This is a genomic window from Candidatus Magnetaquiglobus chichijimensis (assembly GCF_045865675.1).
Classification (GTDB): Bacteria; Pseudomonadota; Magnetococcia; order Magnetococcales; family Magnetaquicoccaceae; genus Magnetaquiglobus; species Magnetaquiglobus chichijimensis.
In genome coordinates this window covers 1,486,827-1,502,201 of record NZ_BAAFGK010000004.1, presented here as the reverse complement: position 1 = coordinate 1,502,201, position 15,375 = coordinate 1,486,827, and the positions used below count along the sequence as shown (strand labels likewise).

10 protein-coding genes are annotated in these 15,375 nt (G+C 63.2%); 6 read left to right on the top strand and 4 right to left on the bottom strand.

Annotated features, from left to right (window positions below; translation table 11 throughout):
- Nucleotides 1-234: 234 nt before the first annotated feature.
- Together aspS and ACOY6C_RS10685 are read right to left on the bottom strand one after the other, a co-directional pair.
- Nucleotides 235-2,052: an aspartate--tRNA ligase gene (aspS, locus tag ACOY6C_RS10690; protein WP_420906115.1), complete on the bottom strand. Its 1,818-nt coding sequence runs from the start codon at nt 2,050-2,052 to the stop codon at nt 235-237.
- Entirely contained in the window at nt 2,052-3,044 is a 993-nt protein-coding gene (locus ACOY6C_RS10685) for an SEC-C metal-binding domain-containing protein (protein ID WP_420905466.1), read from the bottom strand. Before ACOY6C_RS10685 ends, aspS begins: the two co-directional genes overlap by 1 nt.
- Before the next feature lie 235 nt (nt 3,045-3,279).
- On the opposite strand from ACOY6C_RS10685, the gene gltX reads away from it, so the two are divergent.
- Nucleotides 3,280-4,689, top strand: a complete 1,410-nt coding sequence (gltX, locus tag ACOY6C_RS10680; RefSeq protein ID WP_420905465.1) for a glutamate--tRNA ligase — start codon at nt 3,280-3,282, stop codon at nt 4,687-4,689.
- Nucleotides 4,690-4,980: 291 nt separating this feature from the next.
- On the opposite strand, the gene ACOY6C_RS10675 is transcribed toward gltX, so the two are convergent.
- Both ACOY6C_RS10675 and pepN read right to left on the bottom strand, forming a co-directional pair.
- Nucleotides 4,981-5,313, bottom strand: coding sequence for a PilZ domain-containing protein (locus ACOY6C_RS10675; protein WP_420905464.1), 333 nt, complete (start codon nt 5,311-5,313; stop codon nt 4,981-4,983).
- A 76-nt stretch (nt 5,314-5,389) separates the two neighbouring features.
- A complete protein-coding gene (gene pepN / locus ACOY6C_RS10670) occupies nt 5,390-8,041 on the bottom strand; it encodes an aminopeptidase N (RefSeq protein ID WP_420905463.1) in 2,652 nt (883 codons plus the stop codon).
- Between the two features lie 259 nt (nt 8,042-8,300).
- Between pepN and leuC the strand changes: the two genes are divergently transcribed.
- The 5 genes from leuC to ACOY6C_RS10645 all read left to right on the top strand — a co-directional run bounded on the left by leuC (nt 8,301) and on the right by ACOY6C_RS10645 (nt 15,357).
- Nucleotides 8,301-9,719 (top strand): 3-isopropylmalate dehydratase large subunit, encoded by a 1,419-nt coding sequence (gene leuC / locus ACOY6C_RS10665; RefSeq protein WP_420905462.1) that lies wholly within the window; start codon nt 8,301-8,303, stop codon nt 9,717-9,719.
- A 33-nt stretch (nt 9,720-9,752) separates the two neighbouring features.
- Nucleotides 9,753-10,394, top strand: coding sequence for a 3-isopropylmalate dehydratase small subunit (gene leuD, locus ACOY6C_RS10660; RefSeq protein ID WP_420905461.1), 642 nt, complete (start codon nt 9,753-9,755; stop codon nt 10,392-10,394).
- A gap of 15 nt (nt 10,395-10,409) precedes the next feature.
- A complete protein-coding gene (leuB, locus tag ACOY6C_RS10655) occupies nt 10,410-11,483 on the top strand; it encodes a 3-isopropylmalate dehydrogenase (protein ID WP_420905460.1) in 1,074 nt (357 codons plus the stop codon).
- Between the two features lie 755 nt (nt 11,484-12,238).
- A complete protein-coding gene (locus tag ACOY6C_RS10650) occupies nt 12,239-14,248 on the top strand; it encodes a tetratricopeptide repeat protein (protein WP_420905459.1) in 2,010 nt (669 codons plus the stop codon).
- A gap of 86 nt (nt 14,249-14,334) precedes the next feature.
- Nucleotides 14,335-15,357 carry an aspartate-semialdehyde dehydrogenase gene (locus ACOY6C_RS10645; RefSeq protein ID WP_420905458.1) on the top strand — a complete coding sequence of 341 codons (1,023 nt, stop codon included), beginning with the start codon at nt 14,335-14,337 and terminating at the stop codon, nt 15,355-15,357.
- Nucleotides 15,358-15,375 lie beyond the last annotated feature (18 nt).

Here is a 15,375-nt window from a genome sequence, read left to right as displayed (position 1 = left end):
TCGCGTCGGGGGTGACCGTATTCGGAAGGCCATCCAACCCGATGGTTCGAATGCATGCGAACGAGCGTCAAAAAGGCGTAGGATCCGTGCCGGTTACCAGCTTGCTGGCAGGGAATACGCAAATTTCATACCAATTTTATCAACCCCTTGTCCACGCCAACCCCGCGTGGCTGAATCGGGGCGTCGGCATGCGTGAACCTCCCTGCTCGGGGGCACGCATGCCGAACCGTTCCGTCACCCCGGCGCCGCTTCGCCGCGCGGACGGGCCGTGGTGCGCAGATGCAGCTCGCGCAGTTGCGCGGCATCCACCACCGACGGAGCCCTGGTGAGTGGACAGGCCGCCTTCTGCGTCTTCGGGAAGGCGATCACGTCGCGGATCGATTCCGCGCCGAGCATGATGGCCATCAACCGATCCAGGCCCAGGGCCAGGCCGCCGTGGGGCGGCGCGCCGAACTCCAGGGCGCGCAGCAGGAAGCCGAACTTCTCTTCCGCCTCTTCCGGGCCGATGGCCAGCAGTTCCAGCATGCGACGCTGCATCTGGGGGTCGTGGATACGGATCGAGCCGCCACCCACCTCGCTGCCGTTGAGCACCAGGTCATAGGCGCGGGAACGCACCTCGTCCACCCCCTCGGCGCCTGCGGCGTTCATGCGGTCGAAATCCTCCACCAACGGCGCGGTGAACGGGTGGTGGACCGAGGTGAACCGTTTGGCCTCCGCGTCCCACTCCAGGAGCGGGAAGTCGGTCACCCAGGCAAACGAGAAGGGCGTATCGTCCATGATGTGACGCTCCCGGCCCAGTTTCACGCGCAGCCGTCCCAGGGATTCGTTCACAACCTTCAAGCGGTCGGCGCCGAAAAAGAGCAGATCTCCGGTCTGAACCCCGGTCGCCGTGGCGATGGCGGTCAGTTCGGACTCGTTGAAGAACTTGACGATCGGCGACTGCCAGCCACCCTCGGCCCACGGACCGTTCACCTTGACCCAGGCCAGACCCTTGGCCCCGTAGATCGACACGAACTCGGTGCATTCGTCGATCTCCTTGCGGGTCAGGGCCGCGCCGCCCGGCACCCGCAACGCCTTGATCGCCCCCTGCTGTCCGCGCATGCCGGTCAGCTTCGCCGCGTCGGCGAACACCTTGAAACCGGTGCCGGCCAGCGTGGCGGTCAGATCGGTCAGTTGCATGCGGATGCGGGTATCCGGGGCGTCCAGACCGTAGCGGTCCATTGCCTCGGCATAGGTCATGCGCGGAAAGGGGAGATTCAGACGGATGTCCAGCACCTCGGCGAACAGCCGCGCCACCACCCGCTCGACCAGCCCGATCACCTGATCCGGGTCCACGAAGCTCATCTCGAGATCGACCTGGGTGAACTCCGGCTGCCGGTCGGCGCGCAGATCCTCGTCGCGGAAACAGCGGGTGATCTGAAAATAGCGATCATACCCGGAGATCATCAACAACTGCTTGAAAAGCTGCGGGGATTGCGGCAGGGCGTAGAACTCGCCGGGATTGACCCGCGACGGCACCAGATAGTCCCGCGCCCCTTCCGGGGTGCTGCGGGTGAGCATCGGGGTTTCGATCTCCAGAAAGCCCTCCTCGTCCAGACCGCGCCGGATCGCCTGCATGGCCCGGTGACGGGCGATGAGGTTGCGTTGCATCTCCGGACGGCGCAGATCGAGAAACCGATGGGTCAACCGCACCGACTCGCTCACCTCCTCGTCGAGCTGGAACGGCAGCACCGCCGCGGCGTTCAACAGGGTCACCCGCTCCACCCGCACCTCGATCAGACCGGTCGGGAGTTTGGTGTTTTCGGTCTCCGCCGGACGTCGCGCCACGATGCCTTCCACCTGGACCACATATTCGTTGCGCAGCACATGCGCCTGGCCATGGGATTGGCCATCCTCGGGGCTGAACACCACCTGCACCAGACCGGTACGGTCGCGCAGGTCCACGAAGATCACCCCGCCATGATCCCGACGCCGGTTCACCCAGCCGCACAGCGTCACCCGTTGACCGGTCAGGGACTCCCGCACGTCGTTGCAATAGTGACTACGCTCCATCACGCCTCTCCTTCGTCGTCCTTGGCATTTCCGGGCTCTCCATCGCCCTCCGACTCCTCCTCCATCAGCGGTTCGCCCGCCTTGGCACGCTTCAAGGCCTCCTCGACCAGTTCGAGCATGTAGGCCTGCTCCTGCTCGCGGAAGCCGGAACTCAGCTCCATGGCCCGTTCGTAGGAGGAGACCGCGCCCTCGAAATCGTCGCTGCCGTGGCGCAACAACCCGCGCAGGTAGTGGTTGAAGGGGTTGTCCGGCTTGCCGGCCAACGCCAGTTCGACCCACTCGCCAGCCCCGTCGAGATGGCCCTGGTCGATGTGGAAGGCGGCCAGTTTTTGCGCCACCTGCCATCCTTCGATCTTGCGCTGGCTCTTGTACTCTTCCAACAGGAACCGTTCCCCCTCGTCGGCCAGACCCGCCTCCACCAGCCACTCGGCGTAGCGGGCGATCCAGTAGTCGATCAACAGGAACGGATCCTCCCGATCGCCGTCGAGCATGCGCTTCAAGAGGGTCAGGGCGGTATCGGTCTCGCCCTCCTTCTGATAGGCCGCCGCCATCTCGGCGAGGGCCAGCGGCGAACACTTCTCCACCGGCACGGTGTCGAGCAGATCCAGATTCGCCTCTCCGATGATGCGCGTGACCGCCATGGCCCGCATCATCGGGGAGGGGGAACCGATCTTCCAGATCACCGAATCCTCGGACTCCAGGTGGCACTGCTTGAACTTTTTTCCCGATCCGCACGGGCAGGCATCGTTGCGACCGATCTTGGGGGGGCTCACCGGACGGGCCGGACGGGCTGAAAAACCGGTTTCCGGATGGGGCGCCATGGCCATCAGACGCTCGGCGAAGTATCGGAACCATTTGTAGAACGGTCCGGTTTCGGCCTGTTCGTCATCGGCCAGCCAGCGGGTCAAGGCTTCGACATCGTTCAGCCGCGCGGCCTCCACCAAGGCATTGACATAGATTTCCGGTTGATTGAGATCTTTGGGTGAACCCACGGCGCACAGCTCCTTCCTGAGTTGATGGGGAAAGCCTCCTTTTTAACGCATCTTGGAATATTATCCAAATGCTTTTGTCAACGCCAGTCTGGACAAAATCGAATTCTTGAAAAAAAATAGATTCCTTGGACCGGGTGACGCACAATCGTCCATCCTGGAACGTCACAACCCTTCAATCGTGCCGGATGGCTCAGGTTTTCCGGCGTTCATCGCTTGTTTTTCTTGGGAACCCCTCATGACGCTACGCACCCGTTTCGCCCCTTCGCCCACCGGCTTTCTGCATATCGGCGGCGCCCGCACCGCACTGTTCTGCCATCTGCACACCCGTCGCCATGGCGGTACCTTCATTTTGCGCATCGAGGACACCGATACCGAACGCTCGACGCAAGAGGCGGTGGATGTGATCCTCGAGGGGCTTGCCTGGATGGGGCTTTCGCCCGACGAGGGGCCTTTTTTTCAATCGGATCATACCCAACGCTATCTCGAGGTGGTGGATCGGATGCTTGCCGAAGGGCATGCCTACGTCTGCACCTGTTCGAAGGAGCGGCTCGACACGGTGCGCGAGGAGCAGCGCGTCCGGGGCGACAAGCCCCGTTACGACGGCTTGTGCCGGGAGTTGAACCTGTCACGCGGGGCGGTGCCGCATGTGATCCGTTTCAAGACCCCGCGCGACGGGGAGGCCTCCTGGGAGGACATGATCCAGGGGACGATCCGCTTCGCCAACGACGAACTCGATGACCTCATCCTGGTTCGTTCGGACGGCTCCCCCACCTACAACCTGGCCGTGGCGGTGGATGATCACGACATGGGCATCACCCTGGTGATCCGCGGCGAGGATCACATCAGCAACACCCCCCGGCAGATGCACCTGTTTCGCGCCATGGGGTGGCCGATCCCGGAGTATGCCCACATGCCGCTTTTGCACGGCTCGGATGGCGCCAAGCTCTCCAAGCGCCACGGCGCGGTGTCGGTGTTGCAGTTCCGGGAGGAGGGGTTTCTGCCGGATGCGATCAACAACTATCTCGTCCGCCTCGGCTGGTCCCATGGCGAACAGGAGATCTTCACCATGGCGGAGCTGCGCCGGCTCTTCGACGTGCGTGAACTGGGTCGCTCGGCGGCGATCTTCGACCGCGCCAAGCTCTCCTGGATCAACGGCCATCACATTCGCGCCGCCACGCCCGAACAGCTCGTGCCGGAGCTGGCCTTTCAGCTCGGTCGGCTCGGTATCGACCCGCTTCCCTCCCATGCCGATCTGGCGCGCATCCTGCCGGAGTTCCAGCCCCGCGCCGCCACCCTGGTGGAGATGGCCCAGAAGTGCCGGTTCCTGTTTATCGATTCGGTGCTTCCCTACGAAGAGAAGGCGGCCCGCAAGCATCTGACCCCCGCCGCGCGCACTCCCCTGGCCACCCTGGCCGATCATCTGGCCAGCCTGGGCGAATGGACCGTTCCGGCCATTGACGGGGTGTTCCAGGCCACCCTTTCCGCCCATGGCCTGACCATGGGACAGCTCGCCCAGCCGTTGCGCGTGGTCCTGACCGGAACCGCCGCCTCGCCGGGGATTGTCGAAACCCTGTGGATGCTCGGCCCGGCCAGGTGTCAGGCCCGCATCGGCGCCGGGCTGGCGGTGCTGGATGGGATGGGGTGAGGGATCAGGCGTCCGGATCCGGAAAGGTGCGTTCCGGCAGGGGGGGCCGTGACCGACCCAACCGACGCGCATGCCATGCAGAACCAGGAACGTGCATCGATGCTGCCGGCTGAAAAAATCAAAAGCAACCCGATGTCGAAGCCCGAGATGCCGGGCGATGGCGATCCCACCAAACAGGGTGAACGGTCTCGGAATCCCCCGCAACTCCGGCCACAGGCGGCATTGCGGGAGAGGGGGATCTCCAGACAGGGGGGTTGGAAGGGGTTGGGAGACAGGCGCGGGAGAGATCGGTTACTGCTCGCTTTCGAAGTCCAGCCCGATGCCGCGCGGGTTGATGCGCGCCACGGTGCAGGGGAACGAGACTTCGTAGGTGGAGCCCTCCTCATGCATTTCCAGGAATACCACCCCCTTGTCGCCCACCACGATCTCCCCGGTGGGTTGGGTGGTCTCCATGAAGGCGCCGCTCATGCTCACATCGGCGGTATGGCCTTGATAGACCTGTCCCAGGGCGATCTCCAGGCGGATCCTGGTGTGGAACGGAAAACGGGCCTCGGCCCTGGGGCGTTCGGCCACTTCGGTTTCGGCTGAGGCGGTCGCGGCTGGAACGGGTGAATCCGAGGTCATGGGGCTCTCCTTGGATGGTGACAGGATGTTTCGATAACGCGCTTCCCATTCTGGACCCAAATTCCATCGGACGCAATCACGCCAGTGATTTCGAGGCGATCTCGTAGCTGTTGCGCGACAGACCGGGCAAGGTGACGATGGTGTCGATGGCCTGGCGCATCGCCTCGCGCCGGCGCGGCTCGAACTGCCGCCAGCGGGTCAGGGCGCCGACCAGATTGGCGGCGATCTGCGGGTTGTGCGGATCCAGATCCCGGATCAGTTCGGTGAGGAAGCGATATCCCGAGCCGGACGGGTCGTGAAAACAGACCAGGTTGCCGCGACAGTAGGTGCCGACCAGGGCGCGGATGCGGTTGGGATTGCGCGGGTTGTAGGCCGGATGGGACATGAGTCTCTGGACCCTTGCCAGGGTATCGGGCAGGGGGGCCATGGCCTGGATGGAGAACCACTTGTCCATGGCGAGCGGATTGTCCCGCCAGCGGTGTTCCATGGCGGCCAGAAGCTCCTCGGCCTCGGGACGACCGGTATGCACCAGGGGCACCAGTCCGCCCATGCGATCGGTCATGTTGTCGGCCTGCCGCACCTGATCTGCGGCCATGCGCGCCGCCAGGTCGTTGTCCGGATCGGCCAGGAGCAGTCCGAGCATGAAATTTTTCAAGGTGCGCTTGCCGATCGCTTCGCCGCTGACCCGATAGGGTCCGGGGGTGAGGTTGGCGGCGTGGAGCGCCAACAGGGTGTCCCGGCAGTCGTGGGCCAGGCGACGGCGCAGGCTCTCGCGCACCGTGAACAGGGCGCCGGGATCGGCCTCCGGCATCGCCTCGATCAGCACGCCGATCCCCGGCAGGGTGATGGCCAGGCTTTTCATGGCCGGATCGAGATCCGGGGAGGTCAAGGTGGCGGCAAAGGCGGCCACAAAGGAGTCCGGGGTTGCGAAGGGGTGGTCGGGGAGGGCGCGGGCTCCCTCCACCAGGATGCGCATGGCCAGTTGTTGACCCGCGTCCCAACGGTTGAAGGGGTCGTTGTCCGCGCCCCAGGCCAGGGCCAGGTCGTCGTTGGAGAGGGGGCTGTTGAGCTTGACCGGCGCCGAGAAGCCGCGCAACAGCGAGGCCAGAGGCGGGCGCGGGATGTTCTTGAAACGGTAGGTCACGACCGGTCTGGTCACCTCCAGAACCCGCTCAAGCGGAGCGTTTTCCGGGCTCTCTCCCTCCAGGATCAGCGGCAGGGGGGCGCGGGTGTCGCGATCGAGCAGGGCCATGGCCAGGGGGATCACCAGAGGCTCGCCCGCTTCGCTCTGGCCATGGGCGCGGCACTGCTGCATCACGGTGATCTCCAGCACCTCCGCGTCGGGGTCGTGTTGCTGACGGATGGTCAACTCCGGGGTGCCGGCCTGGCGATACCAGCGCGAAAACGGTCCCAGATCCTGCCCCGAGGCGGTTTGCATGGCGTCCAGGAACGCCTCGACCGTCACCGCCTGTCCGTCGTGACGCGCGAAGTAGAGATCCATGCCGCGCCGGAAGGTCTCCTTTCCGAGCAGCGTCAACAGCATGCGCACCACCTCGGCCCCCTTGTTGTAGACCGTGGTGGTGTAGAAATTGTTGATCTCCATGTAGGAGTCCGGACGCACCGGATGGGCGGTCGGTCCGGCATCCTCCGGGAACTGGAAGGCGCGCAGGCTCTGCACGTCGCGGATTCGCTCCACCGGTCGCGATCCCACATCCGCCGAGAACTCCTGATCGCGGAAGATGGTCAACCCCTCCTTGAGACTCAGCTGGAACCAGTCGCGGCAGGTGATGCGGTTGCCGGTCCAGTTGTGGAAATACTCGTGGGCGATGACGCTTTCGATATCCTCGTAGTTGGAATCCGTGGCGGTTTCCGGATCGGCGAGCACATAGACGGCGTTGAAGATGTTGAGTCCCTTGTTCTCCATGGCCCCGGAGTTGAAATCGTTGACCGCCACGATCATGTAGCGGTCCAGATCGTACTCCCGTCCGAAGCGTTCTTCGTCCCAGCGCATCGACTTTTCCAACGAAGCCAGGGCATGGGCGCAGCGTTCGGCGTTCTCCGGCTCGACCCAGATCTGCAAGGTGACCGGGCGTCCGGATGCGGTGGTGAAGGGCCCTTCGTGGCAGGAGAGATTGCCCGCCACCAGCGCGAACAGATAGGCCGGTTTGGGATGGGGATCTTCCCAGAGTGCGAAGTGACGGCCATTTTCCAACGCGCCGCTCTCGATCAGGTTGCCGTTGGAGAGCAGCACCGGATAGCGGACGCGTTCGGCCTCGAGGCGCACGGTGAAGCGGGCCATCACATCCGGACGGTCCGGGTAGAAGGTGATTTTGCGGAACCCTTCCGCCTCGCACTGGGTGCAGAAGAGCCCGCGCGAGCGGTAGAGCCCCTCCAGGGAGAGGTTGGTTTCCGGATGGATGCGGGTGGTGATCTCCAGGGTGAACCGCTCCGGCGCATCGGGCAGGGTGAGATGTTCCGAATCCAGCGTGTAACCCGCGGTGGACAACGGCGCGCCGTCCAGACGGATTTCGACCAGCTCCAGCTCGCGCCCGTCGAGCCGCACGGCGCGTTGGTTCGTGGGTGCGTCCGGATTGCGGCGCAGGGTCATGCGGGAGGCGACCAGGGTTTCGGTCTCGTCGAGGTGAACATCGAGGTGGATCGTCTCGACGAGGTGCGCCGGCGGGGTGTAGTCGGCCAGACGGGTGATCTCTTTGGGTTTGTCGCTCATGGGATGCGTGCTTTCCGGGGGTGGACCGAAGCTGATGACAGGGGGGTGACGCGTTGAATGAATCCGGTTCCATGATATCACGAATTCGGGGGTGGCAGACAAAGGACTTTCTGTGGTCCTGATCACGGGAGCGGTCACCGATTCGCCTTTTATCCCTGACGCGCGTTAAAAATGCCTTGTTGTCCGGCCATCGGTTGGCTTAATCTGTACGTTTCAATCTTGCTCATTCCGCTCGCCATTTCCTGGTTGGAGAACCGCGATGTCCGCGCAAACCCTGTTTCACAAGATCTGGAATGCCCATGTGATCCGTTCCGAGCCGGACGGCACGTCGTTGTTGTACGTGGATCGCCATCTGGTCCACGAGGTGACCAGTCCGCAGGCCTTCGAGGGGCTGCGTCTGGCGGGTCGCAAGGTGTTCCGTCCAGGACAGACCTTCGCGGTGCCGGATCACAACGTGCCGACCCGTGATCTGGAACTCGGCATTCGTGATCCGGTTTCGCGGTTGCAGGTCGAAACCCTGAACGCCAACTGCGCCGAATTCGGGGTCACCGAGTACGGGCTGGGCGATCCGCGTCAGGGGGTGGTGCATGTCATGGCCCCGGAACAGGGGATCACCCTGCCCGGCTTCGTCGTGGTGTGCGGCGACTCCCACACCGCCACCCACGGCGCTTTCGGCGCGCTGGCTTTCGGCATCGGCACCTCCGAGGTGGAACATGTTCTGGCCACCCAGACCCTGCCGCAGAAAGAACCCCGCACCATGCGCATCACCGTGGAAGGCGCGCTGCCTTTCGGCGTCACCGCCAAGGATGTGATCCTGCACATCATCGGCGCCATCGGCACCGCGGGCGGAACCGGTCATGCCGTCGAATTCGCGGGCGAGGCGATTCGTTCCCTCTCCATGGAGGGGCGCATGACCCTCTGCAACATGGCCATCGAGGGCGGTGCGCGCGCCGGCATGGTGGCGGTGGACGAGAAGACCCTGGCCTATCTGCACGATCGTCCGTTGGCTCCCAAGGGGGCGTTGTGGGACCAGGCGGTCGGGCAGTGGCGGCAGTTGCACTCCGACGAGGGGGCGGTTTTTGACCAGGAGTTGACCTTCCAGGCCGCCGACATCGCGCCGCAGGTCACCTGGGGCACCTCCCCGGAGATGACCCTGCCGGTGACCGGTCGGGTGCCGGATCCGGCTGCCGAGAGCCATCCGGTCAAGCGCGGTTCCATCGAGAAGGCCTTGGCCTATATGGGGCTTGAGGCTGGAAAAGCGTTGACCGGGATTCCGGTCGATAAAGTGTTCATCGGTTCCTGCACCAACGGACGCATCGAGGATCTGCGCGCGGCGGCGGCCATGGTGCGGGGACGGCGCAAGTCCGACGCGGTGAAGCTGGCGATGGTGGTGCCGGGCACCGGACTGGTGCGGGCCCAGGCCGAGGAGGAGGGGTTGGATCGGGTTTTTCTGGATGCCGGATTCGAGTGGCGCATGCCGGGTTGTTCCATGTGCCTGGCCATGAATGACGACATCCTGCAACCCGGGGAACGGTGCGCTTCGACCTCGAACCGCAACTTCGAGGGGCGGCAGGGTCCGGGCGGGCGCACCCATCTGGTCAGTCCGGCCATGGCCGCAGCGGCGGCGATCGCCGGCCATTTCGTCGATATCCGCGTGGCTCCCTGGGCCGACGCCTGATCTGGTCATTCTCATCGAAGGGAGTTTTCGCTCATGGAACCATTCAAGACCCTGACCGCCATCGTGGCTCCGCTCGATCGGGCCAATGTGGATACCGACGCCATCATCCCCAAGCAGTTCCTCAAATCGATCCGGCGTACCGGTTTCGGTCCCAATCTGTTCGACGAGTGGCGCTATCTGGATCGGGGCGAGCCCGGTCAATCCTGCGAGGGGCGGCCCCTCAATCCCGATTTCGTGCTCAACCAGCCCCGCTATCAGGGGTCGGAGATCCTTTTGTCGCGCGAGAACTTCGGTTGCGGCTCGAGCCGCGAGCATGCGCCGTGGGCGCTGCTCGGATACGGTTTCCGGGTGATCATCGCCCCGAGCTTCGCGGATATTTTCTTCAACAACTGCTTCAAGAACGGGATTCTGCCGGTCCGGTTGCCGGCGGAGGTCGTCAACGGGCTCTTTGACGCGGTTACCGCACGCGAGGGGTATCGGCTCACCGTCGATCTGCCGGCCCAGACGGTCACCACGCCGGATGGCATCGCCCATGCCTTCGAGGTGGATCCGTTCCGCAAGCACTGTCTGCTCAATGGCCTGGACGACATCGGCCTGACTCTGGAACATCGGGGTCAGATCGAGGCGTTCGAGTCGCAACGTCGCCAATCGGCGCCCTGGGTTTTTGTCGCGTGAGAGGGGTCTGAAATCATGGAGAAGAGCATCTATCTGTTGCCCGGCGATGGCATCGGCCAGGAGATCATGGCCGAAGCGGTCAAGATTCTCGACTGGGTGCAAGGGCAGGGGTTGGCATCCCTCGCGATCCGCGAAGGGTTGATCGGCGGCACCGCCTATGATCGGACCGGTACCCCGTTGCCCGCGGTCACGGTTGCCGAGGCCAAGGCGGCGGATGCCGTGCTGTTGGGCGCGGTTGGCGGGGTGAAGTGGGAGTCGCTCGATTATGCGGTGCGTCCGGAACGTGGATTGCTCGGCATTCGCAAGGAGTTGGATCTTTATTGCAACCTGCGTCCGGCCCAGGTTTTTCCGCAGTTGGCCAATGCTTCGACCTTGAAGCCCGAGGTGGTCGCCGGAATCGACATCATGGTGGTGCGGGAACTCTCCTCCGGGATCTATTTCGGGCAGCCGCGCGGGGTCGAGACCCTGCCGGATGGTCGCAAGAAGGGGGTGAACACCGAGGTCTACTACACGGATGAGATCGTGCGCGTGGCCAGGCGGGCTTTCGAGATCGCCGGCAAGCGTTCCGGGCGGCTCTGTTCGGTGGACAAGGCCAACGTGCTCGAGTGTACCGAGTTGTGGCGCAAGACGGTGATCGAGGTGGGTGCGGACTATCCTGGCATCGTGTTGTCGCATATGTATGTGGACAACGCCGCCATGCAGTTGATTCGCAATCCGCGACAGTTCGACGTGATTCTCACCACCAATCTGTTCGGGGATATCCTGTCGGACGAGGCGAGCATGTTGACCGGTTCCATCGGCATGTTGCCGTCGGCGTCGTTGGGCGATCGGAGTGCGTTGTATGAACCGATTCACGGTTCTGCTCCGGACATCGCCGGCATGGGGGTGGCCAATCCGTTGGCGATGATTCTTTCCGTGGCGATGATGTTCAAGTATACGTTGAACCTGCCGGAGGTGGCGGATCGGATCGAGCGTGCGGTGCATCGGGTGTTGGATGCCGGGTTGCGTACCGCGGACATCATGCAGGAGGGGATGACCAAGGTCGGGACCGTGGCCATGGGCGATGCGGTGGTCAAGGCGTTGGCGTAGAAAGGGTTTTGAACCGTTGCCGGGAATGGGGGACCGAAGGTCTGCGGTTTACCACTATCGCAGGGGACGGGGGACCGAAGGTCCCCGGCAGAGGTTCGGAGACGGAGTCTCCGAGGTTTGGTTTTTGACTTTGTTTTGAAAGGGTTTTGAACCAGTTCGGAGACGGAGTCTCCGAGGTTTGGTTTTTGACTTTGTTTTGAAAGGGTTTTGAACCAGTTCGGAGACGGAGTCTCCGAGGTTTGGTTTTTGACTTTCGTTTTTTAGCGCGCTCTTCAAAAAAGCGTTTTTTCGCGTTTTTTGCGAAAAAACGCTGCGCGCCGCCTTGACTGCGGCATCGTTTCGCGTCTTTGGCGAAACGATGCCGCGAACATGGCCCGGAATCATGCCGACCGAGGCGACGTCTTCCGCCAGCCATTCACCCCCTCCATGGCCCTGACGGGCAACGGAGGGGGCCTGTGAGACGGTGCGCGCTTGCGCGATTTTTCGCAAAAAACGCGAAAAATCGCTTATCGTGAAAAGCGCGCGAAAGGATCAATCAAAAGATAAAGTCCCAAGGGCTTTGCCCTTGGATCCCACCGGGGACCTTGCGGTCCCCGGACCCCTGCAACAGTGGGGTTTGTCTCGGATCCCACCGGGGATCTTGCGATCCCCGGACCCCTGCAACAGTGGGGCTTGTCTCGGATCCCACCGGAGACCTTGCGGTCCCTGGCCCCCTGCAACAGTTACCGCACTTCTGTGACGAAGGGACCACGAACATGGCATCGGAACATGCGCCTGAGTTGAGCCGTGAGCTGGCATCTCGATTGCCCCTGTTCGCGGATCCCGGTTTTGAACAGGCGCAAGAGGCAGCCTCGGCGGGTAACCTGGCGGCGGCGCTCGCCGGCTACGAGGCGATCGATCGCGCCAACGCCGCCCGCAATTTTCAGGATGCCCTGCTGTTCGGACAACGCGGCGATCCGGGCTCCCTGGTCATGCTGGCCAAAAAATGCGTGGCCGCCGATCCGAACCATTATCCCGCCTGGCGCATGCTGGCCGATCTGCTGAGTGGTCGGGAGGCGGAACAGGCTTGCCTGAAGGCGTTGGAAGGGTATCCGGACGAAACCGGTATACGTATGCGCTGTGTGAACCTGCTCACGGAACGTCAGGATCTCCGTGGCGCGGTGGCGCTGCTCGAGGCGACGCCGGCGGCGAGTCGGGAGTCGCCGGAGGTTCAACGCGCCCTGGCCGATCTGAGTTGGAAACTGGGGGATTTCGCCACCGCCGAGCCGGCGCTGCGCCACTGTCTGCGCCTGAATCCCGCCGATTCCCAATCCTGCCAGACCCTGATCGAGATCCTGGATCGCCTGGATCGCCTGGATGAGGCGGTGCAGGTGTGTCGGGCGTTTCTTGGCGACAATCCCACCGATGGGGTGATCTGGGTGGCGCTCGCCGACATGCTGGTTCGTCAGGGCGACTGGAGCGAGGCGGAAGCGCTGTTCCAGGCGTTGCTGGGCGGACAACCCAGCTGGTTGCGGGTGCGGCAGAAATATGCGGAGATGCTCGAAAAGGCCGGGCGCCACCAGGAGGCGATCGATACCTGTTGGCAGAACATCCAGATGGCTCCCAACGATCTGGAGAGCTATCTGTGTCTCACCGACATGCTGCATCGCTTCAACAATCGCCCCCATGCCGGGATCGTGTTGCAACGGGTGTGCGAACAGTACGCCCCGAGCGGAGATTGGGGGGCCTCGGTACTGCCGCCCTCTCTGTCCACGCGGCTGATCTATCACCATCTGCCCGAAATCGCCAGCCACTACTGCACCGGACGGCGCGCCCTCATCGACCACACCGGCATCACCCTGACCGCCAACCCGGAAGAGCATGGCAAGGTGGTGGAACTGTGCTGCATCGTGGTGGGGGATGAGCACATCCGCTTTCTGAACGATGTCGCTTTTCCGTCGCTGCTGGCCACCGAGGGATTCGAGGATTTGCGTCGATCCCGTCGGGTTGTCTATAATCTCTATACCACCCGTGTCAATCTGCCGGGTCTGGAACCCTTTCTGGCCCAATTGCGGCGCCATTCGATCCCGTTTCGCGTGAACGTGGAACTCTTGTCGCTCTCCCAGGATCTGTATGAGGTGCTGTGCCTGCCGATCATCGACCAGGTGCGCCGCTCGCTGGAGAGCGGCTCGGTGGTGGTGATGGCGGTTCCGGACGCGATCATGACCGGATCGATCGCGCGGGTGATCGGCGATATGCGGCCCCATGAAACCGTGGTCTGCCCCATGCCGCGCATCGACTCCGCGCGTGCCTATCCGGTGCTCAAGCAGGCGTTGGCTCTTGGCAAGGGGTTGCGGAGTCGGGATTTCGTGCGACGCTGCATGACCGAGTTCCAACATCCCCAGACCTACGCGGCGTTGCGCGGCGACAGCAACTGCCTGCGCTATCGGGAGCGCGACGGCTATTACGAGGCCCGGAATTTCGCGCCGCCCCCGTTGTGTTTTCAGGCCCGCCCGGAGATGCTCGACCATCTGATCCAGGCCCCCATGTGCGGTCCCACCTCGCATGCGTGCTTTTACATCGTGGACCACGATTTCGTGGAGTCGGCGTTCCGATCCAACACCATGCGGTTGATTCAGAACAGCGACTATTTCTTTTGGGCGGAATTCACCGGTCCCCTTCGGCATGCCGATTTTCTGGCGGGTCGCAAGGGGGAGCATTATTATTATCCGGAGTCGTCGCGTTTCATCCATCACCAGGAAGTCAAATGGATCCATTCGGACTGAAACGCCCGTTGTGATCGGGCCGCTCCGATCGTGTTTGACCGTTTACCGTATTGGCCATATTCATCATTTTTGGAAGGAAGACCATCATGGACGTTTTCAATGTCGCCATCGCCGGCGCGACCGGCAATGTGGGTCGGGAGATTCTCGCCATTCTGGAGGAGCGCAATTTTCCCGTGGGTGAGCTGCATCTGCTGGCCTCGGAGCGTACCGCCGGCAGTCGCGTCGAGTATCGCGGTCGCGAGATCGTGGTGAAGAACCTGGCCGAGTTCGATTTTTCCGGCGTGCATGTCGGGCTGTTCTCGCCGGGCGGTTCGGTCTCTGCGGTGCATGCTCCGCGTGCCGCCGCCGCCGGGTGCGTGGTGGTGGACAACACCTCCCATTTCCGCATGGAGCCGGATGTCCCGCTGGTGGTGCCCGAGGTCAACCCCGAGGCGATCGCCGGTTACAAGAAACGGGGGATCATCGCCAACCCCAACTGCTCGACCATCCAGATGGTCGTGGCCTTGAAGCCGATTCACGACGCCGCGTGCATCAAGCGGGTGGTGGTGGCCACCTATCAGGCGGTCTCCGGCGCGGGCAAGGCGGCCATGGACGAACTCATGGAGCAGTCGCGCGCCTTCTACATTCCGGGCCGCGACGTGCCACCCAAAAAGTTCATCAAGCCGATCGCCTTCAATCTCATTCCGCATATCGACGCCTTCCTGGAGAACGGCTATACCAAGGAAGAGATGAAAATGGTGAACGAGACCCACAAGATCCTCGATCCGAACATCCGCGTCACCGCCACCACGGTGCGGGTGCCGGTGTTCAACGCCCACTCCGAGGTGGTGACCATCGAGACCGAAAAGCCGCTCTCCCCGGAGGAGGCTCGCGAGTTGTTGCGCAACGCGCCGGGTATCGAGGTGGTGGACGATCCCACCAAGCCCAGCTACATCACCCCGCGTGAGGCGGCGGGCAAGGATGCCACCTTCGTGTCGCGCATCCGCAAGGACTTCAGCGTGGAGAACGGCCTGCAGATGTGGGTGGTCTCTGACAATCTGCGCAAGGGTGCTGCGTTGAACGCGGTGCAGATCGCCGAGGTGCTGATTCGCGACCATCTGGGTAAGTGATTTGGGAGCAAGGGGGTG